We start from the raw sequence: 14622 nt of genomic DNA, 5'->3' as shown, positions 1-14622 counted from the left end.
GCGCGCGCTGCGCCGCGGGGAGCGTAATGCCGCCGCGGCGCCCGCGCGACCTCCAACGGCAGCGGGGGCGGGGTCCGGGCGGCCCCCGGCTGAGCCGGGCTGAGGGCCGGCGACGGCCGCGCGCGGGGCGAACCGCGAAGGCCGTGGTCCGCGCGCTCGGGTTGCTGGAGCTGGAGCTGGAAGGGGAGAGGAGGGCGGGGGCCCCGGCGAGGGGCCCCCGGCGCAGCGAGGCGCGGATCAGTCGGGGTACACGCCCAGCTGGTCAGGATCGGCGAGGCCGAACCTGGCCATCATCTGGAGCATGTAGTCGGGCACCGACTTGTAGCTCTTCAGCTCGTACGCGTAGTGGTTCTTGTAGATGGTGAGCTGCGCGCAGTTCGGGTTGATGTTCTGATCGCACGCCGGCACCTCCTTGAGATCGCCGAGCGGGGGCACATCCCTGACGGCCGGATCCGGGATGATGATCGCCGTGCCGTCGGGGTGGTACGTGACCATCGCGCGACCGTACCTGTTGAAGCCGGGGCCGTACCCGCCCACGTACGCCGGATCCGCGGGGATGCTGTCGGTGGGGTTGCCCGGCTGCGCCTCGTGCCTCGGGTCGAGCTGGTACCCCTTCGCGGTGAGGGCGTTGGCGTACTCGAGCACGCGCGCCGCGATGCCCTTCTGCACCCACTTGCCGCCGGTGCCCTCGCAGGCCGCCCTGTCCTTGCCGATCCCGAAGAGGCACTCCATGCCGTACGTGCGGGCGTAGTAGACCTGCCCGGACGTCGGATCCTGCCACTCGATGCGCTGCTCGATCCCCGGATCCGCGTCCCTGCCGAGCCGGTAGACGCGCAGCATGTCCATCCAGTTCGTCTTGCCGTTCGCGGGGATGTACGCGAGCGTCCAGGCGATCAGGAACTTCTGCACCTCCCAGCCGATCTGCGGATCGACCGCGACGGTGCGGGGGACGGTCTCCGGGTTGAAGTCGCCGCCGAGGTAGTTCGAGCAGAGGTTCTTCCCGTCCGTCGGGAAGCAGACCTTCGGCCCCTCGTTCGGCCACCAGCTGACCCAGCCCATCGGGCGCGCCGGGAACTCCTTCGCCAGCGGGTCGGGATCCGTGCTGTCCGCGTCGACCACCGGGAAGCCGTTCACGTCGGCCTCGAGGCGAGGCGCGAGGAGCGAGCGATCGCCGGTGAGGGCGTTGGCGAGCAGGCGGCGGTAGCCCTCGGGCAGCACGTCGGCCATGCCGACCGCGCGGAAGCGGGCGTCGTAGAAGTCGCGGCGGGAGCTGCTCACGAACCGGTCCTCCGACTCGGAGAGCAGGATCGCCGCGTGGATCTTGTCGTAGTAGCTGCCCGCGTTGATCGTGAAGTCGGTGTCGAAGTCGCCGTTGTCCTCCGAGTTCGCGTTCTCGAGCGGGTGACCGCCGAACCCGACGTCCTTCAGGTAGCCGGTCGAGCCGTTCGGGATCTGCACAAGCACGGGGCTGTTGACCGTGCCGCCGAAGCCGCCGAAGTTGGTGCCGGCGCCGTAATCGTCGCCGTCCTTGTTCGAGCGGAGGACCGGGTCGTTGAACAGCGGATCGCGCAGGTAGTGCGGCCCATCCTCCGGGCGAGAGAGCTGCCGGGCGAAGTGGTCGAAGGCCACCGTCGCGGCCACGACGTTCTCCTCCAGGCCGCCGTCGATGAGGAGCGGCCACAGCGTGTCGAACGACAGGCCCTGGTTCGTCGCGAGATCCTGGTAGATCGTCCCGAAGAACCCGATGCCGCCCGCGATGCCGAGGAGCTTCTCGCTGTAGCGGCTGTAGGACCGATCCGCCGCGCTGCGGACGCTGAACGTCGTGCGGTCGCGCCGGAAGTTGTCGAAGATGTGCCTGTTCTCCTGGGAGGTGAGCAGGAACATCAGCTGCTCGTACGGGTCGGCGCCGTTGTCGTGACGGAAGACCGAGACGTTGCCGGTGTCAGCCCAGTTGTCGCTCGCGAACGCGTACGGCACGCGGACCCGGCTCTGCTCGTCGACCGCCGGACCGCCGCGGAAGCTCCCGATCGCGGTCTCCTTGTCCGTCGGCTTGCGCAGGTGCTTCCAGCCGACGTAGTCGACCGGCTGCTGGCGGCAGCGCTTCGTCTCGTTGCCGACCGTGACGATGCCGCCGTCGATGACCTGGTGCCACTTGCCGTCGACCGCCTCGTTCCAGCTCGCGGGCGGCTCCGTCGGCACGTCGTAGCAGTCGCGGATCATGCCGTACTGCGAGTGCAGCTGGGAGTAGTGGAAGTCCGTGACGCTGGCGTTGCCCTTCGCGAACGTGCCGTACTTGATGCCGGCCAGCCCGCCGAAGGAGTCGGTCGCGGCGAGGAGCGCGCCGCCGACCTTGCCGCCGGCCGCGTAGTTGCGGTCGCCGTTGTCATAGACGCTCACCGTGTCGCCGTAGAAGAAGCGCGCGGCGGCGAAGTCGTAGACGCCGAGGCCGACAAGGTCCTGCGAGACGTCGCCCGGGTAGTCCATGACCGTGGAGTGCTGGAACATCCAGATCATGTTCTTCTGCTCTTCGTCCGTGATCGCGTCGAAGTAGCGGGGGCCGACGCACTCCTCCGGGTTCTCGCCCGCCTCGCCGGTGCACGCCGCCTTGATCGCGCCGTTCTTCGTCCTGAGCTGCCAGTACTGGGGCCGGAAGAAGAGCGAGGCGTAGGTGCTCACGAAGTTGTGCCGGAGGCCGATGGAGTGCCCCATCTCGTGCGCGATGACCGCGTACTGGTAGCGGCGCTGGATGTACTTGAACATCCGCTCGTAGCGCCCCCGCTTGTCCGCGTCCGTCTCCTTGGCGCCCGCGGGGAACTTCTCGCGGAGCGCCTCCGCGAGGCCCGTCATCGCCGAGGCCTCGGGGGCCTCGTGCAGGATGCAGGCGCCGCGCTTGGCGAGCGCGTTGTCGTGCATGCGGCGGAGCTGCGACTGCACCTTCGGGTTGTTCATCCCGAACGGCGACGCGGCGTCGGCGAGCGGGCCCTCGACGGGCATGCCGGCGGGGATCCCCGCGCGCTGGAGCATCGCCGGGTTCATGAGCTCCGCCTCGGCGAGGCTGCCGCGGGCGGCCTTCATGCGGGCGCTCACGACCGCCTGCTGCGGCGAGGCGATGTCGCCCCGCACCGCGATGTCGGCGACCTGGGCCTTCATCGGCTGGATGATCGCCTTGAGCGCGGGGGAGGCGCCCTGCGCGACGAGGGCCTTGTACGCCTCGGGGTCGAGCTTCGTGGCGCTCGCGAGCCGCGAGGTGACCTCGTCCTTCGTCATCGTGGGCCCCTGGCCGCCGCCCGAGACGCGGCTCGCCTGCGACCAGTCGCGGATGTACTTGCCCTCGGTGATCTCGGCGGTCGGGATCTCGCCGTTGATGTAGCGGACGAGATCGAGCAGCCCCTGCGCCGCGGAGTCGGTGACGTGGCTCCAGATGTTGATGCTGGCGGCCAGCTTCTCGCCCGTGATCGGGTCGTCGGCGTCGGCCATGATGCCCCACGGCGAGGGGGTCTGCGGCTTGTCGACGATGAGGACGCTGTTGTAGCGGAGGTCGCCGAGCCGCGGGGAGAGCCCCTCCTCGCCGCAGGCCGGGTGATCGCCCGCGATGACGGGGTTGTGGCAGAGGACGATCACGGGCGGCTGCGTCACGACGCTGCCGATCGCGAGCGTCGCCTGGTCGTTGCCGCGCCGCGCGGAGAGGTCCTGCACGGCCGCCCTGGCCGCCTCGTCGCACTGCGGCGCGTCCCAGCCGTTCGCCCGGCGGCACGCGTTCAGGTCGCGCGAGATCGTGGTGGCCTCGTCGATGTCGTCCTGCTGGCCTCTCCACATCGGGAACCGCGCGTCGCAGTCGGCGCCGGCGGTCTTCCTGCACTCGACGAGGCGCGACGTCTGGATCGCGGTCTTCATCGCGAGATCCCACTCCTCGGCGGCCCAGTGGGTCGCCTCGAAGAGGTCCTCCGACGTGTTGCCGCCGAGGTACCAGGGGATGACGACGGCCTCGCGCTGCGCGTAGGGCAGCGTGCACTTCTGCTTGTACACGTCGCACTGCGAGCCCGGGCCGGCCGCGGCGCACTCGTCCGCGGTGCCGTCCTTGTCCTCGTCGCGGTTCGGATCGGCGGTCACGTCGCCCGAGCCCTGGGTCGTCTCCCGGGTCGCGCAGGCGATCGCGCCCTCCATCGTCTCCGGGCTCGTGTAGAAGTGGCTGCGCTTCCAGAGGTTGTAGCGGGCCGCGAAGCGCCGCCACTGGTTGTCCAGGATCCCGTAATTGCGCTCGTAGCCGTAGCGGTAGTCGAAGTTGAAGATGCCGAACGCCTGGAACCGGACGCCGTCGAAGTCGACCGGCTCGTAGTCGGTGTCGACCACCTTCTTGAACGACTGCCGGATCGTGATCTCGACCGGGTTGCAGTTGCCGTACGGGTCGGTGCCGCCGGCGAATTCGCCCGGGAGCATGCAGGCCGGGAACTTGTCGATGCCCCAGCCGAGGCTGGAGAGGTCGAGCATGGCGGGCGTGGCGAACGCCTTCGTCGTCACGTCGAAGTAGCCGTTCGTGGCGTCGAATTTCGGGGCGTCGGCGGCGTTGGGATCGTTGACGTAATAGGCGAGCGGCTCGTACTCGACGCCTCCGTAGAGGCCGAGCATCGAGAGGGTGTCGAAGTCGTAGGCGTCGGTCGCGAGGTTGCGCGACCAGTCGACGCGCATGTACTCGCGATCGAACCAGAGCTTGTCGGTCGTGTTCTCGACGATGACGTTCGACTCCTCGCCCGTCGCCGGGTTGTAGTCGCGGCGGATGTCGAAGTGCGACTCGATCGCGTAGCTCGCGACGATCTGGCCGTCGTTCGTCGTCTTCTTTGTGAGCCCGTTATAGGTGTTGCCCTTTGTGTCGGTGCCCTCGATGCGCTCGTAAGCGAGCCGGGCATTGAGCTGGCGCTCGGTGACCTCCCACTTGATGCGAGAGACGGGCTGGGCGTACGTCGATGTGAAGAGGCCATCTTGGGCGGCGCCGTACCCGACGTCGACGACCGTGCCCCGCATGTAGAACTCGGGGTCGTCGGCGATGTCGCCCAGGCTCCCTCCGACGAAGAAGGACTTGGCCAGCGCATCGCTCTGGACCTTTCTGATGGACTGCCGCTCCTCTGCGCAGCCCGCCCCCACGACGGTCAGCGCAACGGTGCCAAGGAGCACCGCGCGCCTAAAAATTCGATTCATCAACGATCCTCCGGAAGCTGCCTGTCGAGATCGATGCACAAGCCGGCCCTTCGCGACGCACCCGGCGCGGCGCGAGGCGTTTCCCCCAAGCAAAAATGTTGCCAACGCTCGAAGGCGAACCCTTTCGATAAGTTAAGCACCTGTCGCACATTTGCACCTGGGGTGGCGTTAAAGAGTTAACTGCCGTCGGTCGAGCCTGCGACCGGCGCCGTGTCCGGGGTGACGGTGGTCGGGAACGGTGGTCGGGACGGCCGATGGCGCGCTGGGAGGCGGCTGTGTTCGCCGCCGGGGGCCGACAAGTCGTCCCCTGTCACGTTCTTTGGTATGGTCGCCGCGTGCACTCCCCCTCGCATCGAGCGCGCGGGTCGCGCAGGCGCGCGGACGGCCCTGGTGGCGGTGCGCTTCTGCGCGGGCGCCCGCGGGCAGGTGGGCGGTACGGCGGCCCGGTGACGAGCGAACGTCGCAGGCGCGGGCGGGTGCCAGGCGCATGAGGCATGACGCTCTCCTCGGCCGCAAGGTGGCCGGGCGGTTCACGATCACCCGCTTCCTCGGCGAGGGCGGGATGGCCAGCGTCTTCATCGCCGAGCGCGACGCCGAGCCCCGCCGGGTGGCGATCAAGATCATGAACCCGGAGTTCACCGCCGACCGCGCGTTCGTCCGGCGCTTCCAGCGCGAGGCGAAGGCGGCGGCGCGGGTGAAGCACCCGAACTCCGTCAAGATCTTCGAGTACGGGATCGAGGGCGCGCTCAGCTACATCGTGATGGAGCTGCTCGCGGGCGACGACCTCTACGTCCTCCTCGAGCGCCACGGCGCGATCGGTCAGGCGAGGGCGGTCCGCATCCTCTCCGAGGTGTGCGAGGCGCTCGCGGTCGCCCACGAGATGGGCGTCGTGCACCGCGATCTCAAGCCCGAGAACATCATGGTGGTCCCGGACCTGACGCACCCTCACGGCGAGCGGGTGAAGGTGCTGGATTTCGGGATCGCGAAGATCCTCGACACCGCCTCCGCGGGCGACGAGCCCGAGCTCCACGCCGATCCGCTGTCGGTCGTCACGCGCGCGAACACGTTTGTGGGCACGCCGGCTTACATGTCCCCGGAGCAATGCGGGCTGCTGCCGATCGATCAGCGGGCCGATCTGTACACGTGCGGGGTGCTGCTGTTCCAGCTCGTCACGGGGCGGCTGCCGTTCGAGGGGGAGACGCCGCTCCACACGGCGACGCTCCACATCCATGCGCCGGTGCCGGTGCCGAGCAGCTGCGCGCCGGGGATCGACCCTCGGCTCGAGGCGCTGCTCGTGAAGGCGCTCGCCAAGCAGCCGACGGACAGGCATCAGACGGCGCGCGAGCTCGGCTATGCGCTGCACACCTTGCTCGCCGATCTGCCCGATACGGCCGTGGGGCTGGGGCCGATCTCGCGCCGGCAGCCGAGCTCGGTGCTCTCGCGGGACGTGCCGCCGCGGCCGCAGTCGTCGCTCCCGCCGCTCACGTCGCTGCCGAGCTCGACGTCGGTGCCGCTCTTCGGCCCGGAGCCGCGGGCGGAGGCGTCGATCGAGTCGGCCCGGACGCTCGTCTCCGGGACGGTCGCGCCGGAGACGGGGCCCCCGCCGCCGGTGCAGCTCCGCACGCCGTCCCTGGAGTTCCCGCCCACGCTCGATCCGCCGGGCGTGTATCCGTCGATGGGCGCCGAGCCGCAGCGCTGGGCCGCGGAGTCGGTGCCGGAGATCTCGCTGCAGCTCCCGTCCTGGTCCCACAGCGAAAGCGAGGCGCTGCTCTCGGGGAACGGCCTGGCTGGGCCGGGCTCCTCCGACGATGCGGGCGATGCGGGCGATGCGGGCGAGGACAGCACGTTGACGATGGTCCGCCGCGACGAGCTGCTCGGTCCGGCGAGGGTCCGGGTCCACACCGGGTCGTACGATGCGTATGACGAGGGCGACGAGCTCGACCTCACGCCGCCGGGGCGTGAGGTGAAGGCGACGCTCCGCTCCGCAGAGGATTTCGGGCTGGGCACGCCGGAGAAGCGGGCCGAGGTCGGCCTTGTGCGCGTCGATTCCGCGCCGACGCCGCCGACGCCGCCGAGCCCGCAGTTCGACCCGGACGCGGCGGCGTGGGAGAGGCGACCGAAGCGCGTCGCCAACACGCTCCGGCTTGTCTCGTACCCGCCGCCGGCCGACAGCCAGATGCCCACGGTACAGCCCGGCGATCTGCAGGCGGCGAGCCCGTCAGGGCTGGGTGCGGCGAGCGAAGACGTCGCCGGGAGCGCCGCGCCGGGGGCCGCAGCAGAGTCGCTGCCGCTCGGGCTCGCCTCGACGCTCACAGCGGAGCGCACGATCCTGGAGCGCAGCGCGACGATGCCGGATCATTTCCTCGTGCCGCAGGCGCCGCCGGCGCGGTCGCCGGCGCGGGAGCCGAGCTGGCTCGCCGGCAAGCGCGGGCTCATCATCGGCTTCGTCGCGGGGATGATCCTCACGGCGGCGGCGATGGCGCTCCTGATGCGCCTCTTCTCCTGACGCGCTTTCGCCGGCGCGCGCCGCGCCTGCCCGCGCGACCGGCGCGCGCCGCGCGGGCAGGCGCGCTTCAGGGGATGTCGTACGTGAGCAGCCGGCACTCGATCGGGCCGTTGAACACGACGAGCGACCGCTCCGGCCGGCGGCGCATCGCGTGCTCGATGTCCTCGGTGCCGGCGAGGATGGCGACGCGGTGGCCCGCGAGCCGCGAGAGCGCGGCCGCCATGTCGCGGTAGAGGTCGAGCGTCCCCGGGAGGCGCTCGCCGTAGGGCGGGTTGGTCAGCACGTGGCCCGGCGGCGCCGTCGGCGCGAGCACGGAGATGGGCTGGCAGCGCACGTCGAGCTGCACGCCGGCCATCCGGGCGTTGCCGCGGGTGATCTCGACGGCGCGGGGATCGATGTCGGCGGCGAGGATGGGCGGGCCCTCGGGCCGGATCCGCGCGCGGGCGGCGTCGCGGAGGGCGGTCGTGCGCTGCGCGGCGGCCTGATCGTGGCAGGCCCACCGCTCGAAGCCGAAGCGCTGCGCGCGCAGGCCGGGGGCGATGTCCCGCGCCCAGAGCGCCGCCTCGAGGGCGATGGTGCCGGCGCCGCACATCGGGTCGACGAGCGGGCGGGCGCGGTCCCAGCCGGAGAGGCGGAGCAGCGCGGCGGCGAGGGTCTCCTTGAGCGGCGCCCCGCCGATGTGCGTGCGGTAGCCGCGGCGGTGGAGCGCGGCGCCGCCGAGATCCGCGTAGAGCGTCGCGTGGTCGTGGACGAGGTGGACGAAGAGGGCGAGGTCCGGGTCCTCGAGGTCGACCGACGGGCGCGCGCCGACGCGGCGCCGGATCTGGTCGACGATGGCGTCCTTGGTCCGCTGGGCGATGAACTGGGTGTGCGTCAACGCGCTCGAGCGGCACGACGAGCGGACCGCGAGCGTGTGGACCGGGCTCAGGTAAGGCGCCCAGTCGACGCGGGAGACGCCCTCGTAGAGCGCGTCCCCGCTGGGCGCGTCGAAGGAGGCGAGCTCCGCGAGCACGCGCACGGCGGTGCGGAGCTCGATGCAGGCGCGGAAGCCCTCGTCCGGCGCGCCGGCGAAGTGGACCCCGCCGCGATCGGCGCGGACGCCGCGGAACCGGAGCTCGCGGAGCTCGTCGCGGAGGGCGGGCTCGGTGCCTTTGGCGGCGGTCGCGAAGAAGTCCATGGCGACCGGGCTTGTAGCCGAACCGCCGCGCGGCGGCCCTCACGAACGGCCCTGCGGCTACCGGGCGAGCCGGATGGGCCGCGCGGGCCGCGGCGGTGGCACTGGATTCGCACGGAGCTCGGCGAGCTCGTTGATGTGTGGGTCGGGCGCAGGCACGCCGGCGCTCGGCAGAGGGGGTGAGCGGACTCGGCCCTTCCGGGGCCGCTCGGGGGCGTGACGCCTGCGCGCGGGCCACGGCGAGCGGGCGGGGGAGCGAGGGAGCGGGAGCGCCGCACGGCGGAGAGCGCCGGCACGGCGACAGGACAGGAGGGGGGAAGCCATGCAGAGTCGGACGGCGACCGTGCGCGGCATCAACATCGCGCTCGGGGTCTGGTTGGTCATCTCCGCGTTCCTCTGGCGGCACAGCCAGGGGCAGTTCACCAACACCTGGGTGGTGGGCGCGCTGTGCGTGCTCTTCGCCGTGCTCGCGATCTGGGCGCCCCGGGCGCGCTACCTCAACGCGATCCTGGCGCTCTGGCTCTTCGTCAGCACCTGGTGGATACCGGCGCTGTCGGCGGGGACGGTGTGGAACAACGCGCTCGTCGCCATCGGCCTCCTCATCGTGTCCTTCGTCCCCACCGAGGTCGCGGTGCGGGGGTCGCGGACCGTGCCGCGCCTGTAGGCGCTGTCGGGCCCGGCGAGCGGGAGCGCGCGGCGCGGCGTCCGGTCCGGCGTCGCCGGCAGGCCGCGTCCCCGCGGCCGGCTCGTGGCGTGTTCGCCTCGCGGCGTCGATCGTGTATAGCGGCGTCGCGAGCGCCGCGCCCGAGCCCGCGAGAGGATGCCCCCATGAAGCTCAGCGTCAACGTGAACAAGATCGCGCTCCTGCGGAACTCGCGGGGACACGACGCCCCGAGCGTCCTCTCCTTCGCCCGGAAGATCGTGTCCTACGGGGCGCACGGCATCACGATCCATCCGAGGGCCGATCGGCGGCACATCACACCGGACGACGCGCGGGCGGTGACTCGCCACATCACCACCGTGGAGACGAACTTCGAGGGCGATCTCCGCGAGGAGTTCCTGGACCTCACGCTCGAGCTCCGGCCGACGCAGTGCACGCTGGTCCCGGTGACGCCCGGAGAGCTCACCTCGCACCGCGGCTGGGACGTCGTGAAGTGGCGCTTCCTCCTCCAGCCGGTGGTGAAGCGGCTCAAGGAGGCGGGGATCCGGACAAGCCTCTTCGTCGAGGCGGACCCCGCGGTCGTCCCGGTGGTCGCGGAGATGGGGGCCGATCGCATCGAGATCTACACCGGGCCTTACGCAGAGGCGTTCGATCGCGGCGATCACCGCGCGGAGCTCGACAAGATCGTCGCGACCGTGCGGGCCGCCGTGGCGGCCGGGGTCGGGATCAACGCGGGGCACGACCTCACCGTGGAGAACCTCGCGCCGCTCGTGAGCGAGGCGCCGCAGATCCAGGAGGTGTCGATCGGCCACCACCTCGTGGCGCTCGCGCTCGAGGTCGGCATGCAGCAGTCGGTGCTCGACTATCTCACGGCGGTCGAGGGGCGCCGCGCCCCGGCGCGGTGATCGAGGGGCCTCTCGACCCGACGAACTTGACCGGGACGAAGCACGGTATCGAACGGAAATCGAACGAAAATAGGCCGTCGGGCGCCGCCCGCTGACCCCCCGGCGCCCCGTCTCCGGAGCTCCGGACAGTGCTACGTGGGCGTGTTCCAGCTGAATTCAAGGATGCCATCGTTGTAGTCGCCGTCGTCTCCATTTTCAGCGACGATCACCATGAGATTGTAGTGGCCTATCGTATAAGGACCGCCAGATTTCAGCTGGCGGGACTTGATCCATTCTGCGTTGATGTCCGTTTGATACTCGAACTTCGCTTGCAGCTTCGCTCTTGAATTGGAGACGATGGTCGACTGGCCCGTCATCGCGTTGCGCTCACCAGAGCCCGCGAAGACGCACAGCACCTCATCGTTGCGAGTCACGGTGATCTTTTGAGTGTGCCTCGAGTTGGTCGTGACTTTGATGGTCACGGTCACACCATCCGGAAGCTCATCGATTTCACAGGCGTTGCCGGTCAATTGAGGCATGTGCTCATGGTCCTTCCTATGGATCGCGCCCCGCGGCCGGGAGAATGACCGTCGAGAACGGGGACGGTCTCGCGGCGTCAGAGGATGGCTATCAAACCTGCCGCAAGCGTGCAACGACAAACATCTTCCTGTGCTGGAAGCGGTCATGGGCAGACCGAGCTGACTTAGCCAAGCACGGCGCGCCGTTCTTCGTGCTCGGCGGTCGCTGCGCCGTCTCCGGTGCGCCGTCCGGCGCGGGCGCGACGCCCGGCGGGCCGTGGGGTCGCGCCTCGAGCGGCGCTCGCGCCAGGGCGTCGTTCCCAAGGGCGCGCGCCGGGGCGGCCATCCTCGGGCGCTCCTGCTCCTCGCCCGGCGCGCCGGGCGAGGGCCGCGGCTGCCGGGAAGATGGATCGAGGACGAACCGGCCTGCCGTCGTGGCTCATCGAGGCCGCCATCGCTCCTGGCGAAGGTGGCTTGTCGCTCGCGGCTGAAGACGAGAGCTCGCTGGCTCACCCTCTCCGCGCCGCCATCGAGGCCGCATGGGGGCGCGCCGCGACGGAGGAGCCCCGCAGGCTGTAAAGTGAAGGCGGCACTTTGCGAGCATGGCACACGTGAGCTCGTCAATGATGTTGACGCGGAGCACGTTTCCGATAGGATGCGAGCTCGCTAAAGAGGACAGTGATGAACTTGAGAATGCTAAAGTTTCCGGTCGCATCGTCATGGTTTGCGCTCACGGTGATCGCCTGCGCGCCCAGCAACCAAGGCAACCAGGTTGGCTCTCCCAATCAGGTGAGCGCTACAAATCAAGCCAGCAGCGCCGCTCCGGCCGGCACCTCGAGCCAGAGCGGCACGGCTCAGGCGTCCCCGGCGGCGGAGCCTGCGCCCCTGGGTCCCCCGCTTCAGCCGGCCGCCAAAGGGGCGTACTTCACGGGTGAATATCGCAATCTGTTCGCCGAGCTGGGGCACAAACCCGCCGAGATCGACGCCAAGATCGCGAAGGCCTACGCGCAGCTGTTCCATGGCGATCCCAAGGAACAAGCCGTCATGTTCGCGGCGGGGAAGAACGCGAGCGGCCCCAAGGCGTACATCATGGACATCGGCAATAATGACATCCGCTCCGAAGGGATGTCGTACGGCATGATGATCGCCGTGCAGGTCGATCGAAAAGATGACTTCGATGCTCTGTGGAACTGGGCCAAGTCTCACATGTATCATGCGGATCCGCGTCACCCCGGGTTCGGCTATTTCTCCTGGCAGATGCGCCCGGACGGCACGGCCATCGATGAGAACCCTGCCGCCGACGCGGAGGAGTATTTCGCCACGGCATTGCTGTTCGCGTCCCATCGCTGGGGGAACGGCAAGGGGATTTACGACTACCGGAAGGAGGCCTTGAGCCTCCTCGATGCGATGAAGAACCGCAAGTCCATCACCGGACCGGTCAACGCAGACAAGCGCAAGACCACGCTGCTCTCGCTCTTCAATGCCGAGCACAAGATGGTGCGGTTCACGCCTGACTCGGATAACTTCTCGAAGAACGGCGATCATACGGATCCGTCGTATCACCTGCCTGCGTTCTACGAGATCTGGGCGGTCTGGGGCCCCGAGGCGGATCGCGCGTTCTGGGCCGAAGCGGCCAAGGTGAGCCGCGATTACTTCGTCAAGACGACCCATCCGAAGACCGGGCTCGCTCCGGATTACTCCAATTTCGATGGCACCCCCAAGGCGGCTTCCTGGGACGCGGGGACCGCCAACTTCCGCTACGACGCGTTCCGTACCGCGATGAACTGGTCGGTGGACGCGGCGTGGTGGGCGAAGGATCCGCGGGAGACCGAGCTGAGTGATCGACTTCTCGCCTTCTTCGAGTCACAGGGCCCCAAGTACCGGGCCAACTTCACCCTCGAAGGGAAGCCCATCGTCGAGCACGACTCGCTCGGACTCGTGTCGATGAACGGCGTTGCGGCGCTGGCTGCCACCCATCCGCGGGCCTGGCGCTTCGTCGAGGACGTGTATCAACGTGAGGCGCCCACGGGCAAGTGGCGGTACTATGACGGCATGCTCTACACGATGTCCCTGCTGCACCTGAGCGGGAAATTCCGCGTCATCATGCCGCCCGCGCAGGCCTCGGCGTCGACCGCTTCAGGTAAGCGCTAGTCCGGCAGGTGTGGGGGCGGCATGGCGTGGGCGCTCGGATCACTCCTGTGATTGCGGGCGCCCAGTGCTGATCTGGCCAGAATGAGCCCGTGCAACTCACCCGCGAGACGCGCCCTCGCCGCCGCGACCGTGGCCGCCGCGCTCCTGTCTCCGGCCTCGGCCAGCGCCTCGAGCTCGGCGCCCGCGTTCACCGGCCTGGGCTCCGCCGTCGTCGAGGCGCTCAATGAGCTCCGCTTCTGGGGCCAGGCCCAGATAGGCGCCGCAGCCGCGATCAGCGATTGGGAGGATCCGGGCGGGGTGAGCCTGCGCGCCTCGATGAGCGTGCGCGGAATCGGTCTCGCCGGCGCGATCCGCTATGAGCAGGTGGAGGGGCGCGGCGGCGGCGTGCTCGCGCTCGGCGGCCAGCTCCGGCCGCTCGCCTTCGCCCGGAGTGCGACCTACGAGCGGATTGACCCTTTTCTGAGCCTGGGCGGTGAGGTCGGCGGCGAGCAAGGCGCGCTTCGCGCCGACCTCTACGTGGGCGCTGGCCTCGATTTCGCGCTCTTCCCCGAGGAGGACGCGCAGCCCACGCTCGTCATCGAATACCAGGTCCGCCCCCTCCGCACGCCCTCGGACACGCCGCTCCAGATCCTGCACCTCGGCGCCGCCATGCGAGGCGTCTTCTGACGCTACCGCGAGAAGTCGGGCTGCGAGGGGGACCGCCATGGCCCCAAGGGCGCGCGCCTCAGAGCTGCATTCCGCCGGCCGCCTCGATGCGCTGGCCGTTGATCCACTGGCCCTCGGGCGACAGCAGCAGCGCGACAAGGCCGCCGATGTCGTCGGGGAGCCCGACCCGGCCGAGGGCGGTCTGGGCGGCGATCATCTTGTTGAGCTCGGCGTTGTCGCGCACGGCGCCGCCCCCGAAGTCGGTCTCGATCGCGCCCGGCGCGAGCACATTGACCGCGATCTTCCGCGATCCGAGCTCCTGCGCCATGTAGCGGGTGAGCACCTCGACGGCGCCCTTCATCGCGGCGTAGGCGGCGTACCCGGGCAAGGAGAACCGCGTGAGCCCCGACGAGACGTTGAGGATCCGCCCCCCGTCCGCGATGAGCGGAAGGAGCTTTTGCGTGAGGAAGAACGTCCCCTTCAGGTGGACGTTCATGAGAGAGTCGAACTGCTCCTCCGTCGTCTCGGCGAAGCTCGCGTGGGCGCCGATGCCGGCGTTGTTCACCAGGTAATCGAGGCGATCGCGCCCGAAGCGGCCGGCGAGCTCCGCCTTCACCGCCCCGGCGAACGCGTCGAAGCTGCGCGCATCGCCGGCGTCGAGCGCGAGGGCCGCTGCGGTGCGCCCCTTGGCCTCGATCTGCTTCACCACGTCGGCCGCCTCGGCCGCGGCGCTGCGGTAGGTGATGACGACGCCCACGCCGCGATCGGCGAGGTGGAGGGCCATGCTCTTTCCCAGGCCGCGGCTTCCGCCGGTGATGAGGGCGACGGGATTGCGCTTCGATGTGCTCATGATCAGGTCCTTTCGCGGGTGACGCGGCCGCTCGCCGCTG

Annotated in this window: 9 protein-coding genes; 5 read left to right on the top strand and 4 right to left on the bottom strand. The window is 69.8% G+C overall.

Features of this window, described 5'->3' with window-relative positions; all coding sequences use genetic code 11:
* Window positions 1-237 precede the first annotated feature (237 nt).
* The gene (locus tag WME75_RS30730) at window positions 238-5193 is read right to left on the bottom strand and encodes a hypothetical protein (RefSeq protein ID WP_437478595.1); all 4956 of its coding nucleotides are present in this window, start codon (window positions 5191-5193) and stop codon (window positions 238-240) included.
* 487 nt (window positions 5194-5680) lie between these two features.
* Between WME75_RS30730 and WME75_RS30725 the strand changes: the two genes are divergently transcribed.
* Complete coding sequence (locus WME75_RS30725; protein ID WP_437478592.1) at window positions 5681-7699, top strand: serine/threonine protein kinase; 2019 nt, start codon at window positions 5681-5683, stop codon at window positions 7697-7699.
* A 67-nt stretch (window positions 7700-7766) separates the two neighbouring features.
* Here WME75_RS30725 and WME75_RS30720 read toward each other — a convergent pair whose 3' ends face one another.
* Window positions 7767-8876: a THUMP domain-containing class I SAM-dependent RNA methyltransferase gene (locus WME75_RS30720; RefSeq protein ID WP_437478589.1), complete on the bottom strand. Its 1110-nt coding sequence runs from the start codon at window positions 8874-8876 to the stop codon at window positions 7767-7769.
* 319 nt (window positions 8877-9195) lie between these two features.
* Between WME75_RS30720 and WME75_RS30715 the strand changes: the two genes are divergently transcribed.
* Together WME75_RS30715 and WME75_RS30710 are read left to right on the top strand one after the other, a co-directional pair.
* Entirely contained in the window at window positions 9196-9537 is a 342-nt protein-coding gene (locus tag WME75_RS30715; RefSeq protein ID WP_437478586.1) for an SPW repeat domain-containing protein, read from the top strand.
* A gap of 164 nt (window positions 9538-9701) precedes the next feature.
* The gene (locus tag WME75_RS30710) at window positions 9702-10439 is read left to right on the top strand and encodes a pyridoxine 5'-phosphate synthase (protein WP_437478583.1); all 738 of its coding nucleotides are present in this window, start codon (window positions 9702-9704) and stop codon (window positions 10437-10439) included.
* Window positions 10440-10570: 131 nt separating this feature from the next.
* Here the strand turns inward: WME75_RS30710 and WME75_RS30705 are convergent, their stop codons facing one another.
* A complete protein-coding gene (locus WME75_RS30705) occupies window positions 10571-10957 on the bottom strand; it encodes a fucose-binding lectin II (protein WP_437478580.1) in 387 nt (128 codons plus the stop codon).
* Window positions 10958-11617: 660 nt separating this feature from the next.
* Between WME75_RS30705 and WME75_RS30700 the strand changes: the two genes are divergently transcribed.
* Together WME75_RS30700 and WME75_RS30695 are read left to right on the top strand one after the other, a co-directional pair.
* The gene (locus WME75_RS30700; RefSeq protein WP_437478577.1) at window positions 11618-13087 is read left to right on the top strand and encodes a glycosyl hydrolase family 8; all 1470 of its coding nucleotides are present in this window, start codon (window positions 11618-11620) and stop codon (window positions 13085-13087) included.
* 81 nt (window positions 13088-13168) lie between these two features.
* On the top strand, window positions 13169-13753 hold the full coding sequence (locus WME75_RS30695; protein ID WP_437478575.1) for a hypothetical protein: 585 nt from the start codon (window positions 13169-13171) through the stop codon (window positions 13751-13753).
* A gap of 58 nt (window positions 13754-13811) precedes the next feature.
* On the opposite strand, the gene WME75_RS30690 is transcribed toward WME75_RS30695, so the two are convergent.
* A complete protein-coding gene (locus WME75_RS30690) occupies window positions 13812-14582 on the bottom strand; it encodes an SDR family NAD(P)-dependent oxidoreductase (protein ID WP_437478572.1) in 771 nt (256 codons plus the stop codon).
* Window positions 14583-14622 lie beyond the last annotated feature (40 nt).

Source organism: Sorangium sp. So ce1014, from assembly GCF_051521505.1.
Lineage (GTDB): Bacteria > Myxococcota_A > Polyangia > Polyangiales > Polyangiaceae > Sorangium.
The sequence above is the reverse complement of the archived record's forward strand: the minus strand, read 5'-3'. Positions and strand labels throughout refer to the sequence as shown.

Excerpts from the sequence above, each read along its gene's own strand:
- WME75_RS30690 (WP_437478572.1), bottom strand. The coding sequence starts at position 14,582 with ATGAGCACATCGAAGCGCAATCCCGTCGCCCTCATCACCGGCGGAAGC.
- WME75_RS30705 (WP_437478580.1), bottom strand. The coding sequence starts at position 10,957 with ATGCCTCAATTGACCGGCAACGCCTGTGAAATCGATGAGCTTCCGGAT.
- WME75_RS30695 (WP_437478575.1), top strand. The coding sequence starts at position 13,169 with ATGAGCCCGTGCAACTCACCCGCGAGACGCGCCCTCGCCGCCGCGACC.
- WME75_RS30730 (WP_437478595.1), bottom strand. The coding sequence starts at position 5,193 with ATGAATCGAATTTTTAGGCGCGCGGTGCTCCTTGGCACCGTTGCGCTG.
- WME75_RS30700 (WP_437478577.1), top strand. The coding sequence starts at position 11,618 with ATGAACTTGAGAATGCTAAAGTTTCCGGTCGCATCGTCATGGTTTGCG.
- WME75_RS30710 (WP_437478583.1), top strand. The coding sequence starts at position 9,702 with ATGAAGCTCAGCGTCAACGTGAACAAGATCGCGCTCCTGCGGAACTCG.
- WME75_RS30715 (WP_437478586.1), top strand. The coding sequence starts at position 9,196 with ATGCAGAGTCGGACGGCGACCGTGCGCGGCATCAACATCGCGCTCGGG.
- WME75_RS30720 (WP_437478589.1), bottom strand. The coding sequence starts at position 8,876 with ATGGACTTCTTCGCGACCGCCGCCAAAGGCACCGAGCCCGCCCTCCGC.
- WME75_RS30725 (WP_437478592.1), top strand. The coding sequence starts at position 5,681 with ATGAGGCATGACGCTCTCCTCGGCCGCAAGGTGGCCGGGCGGTTCACG.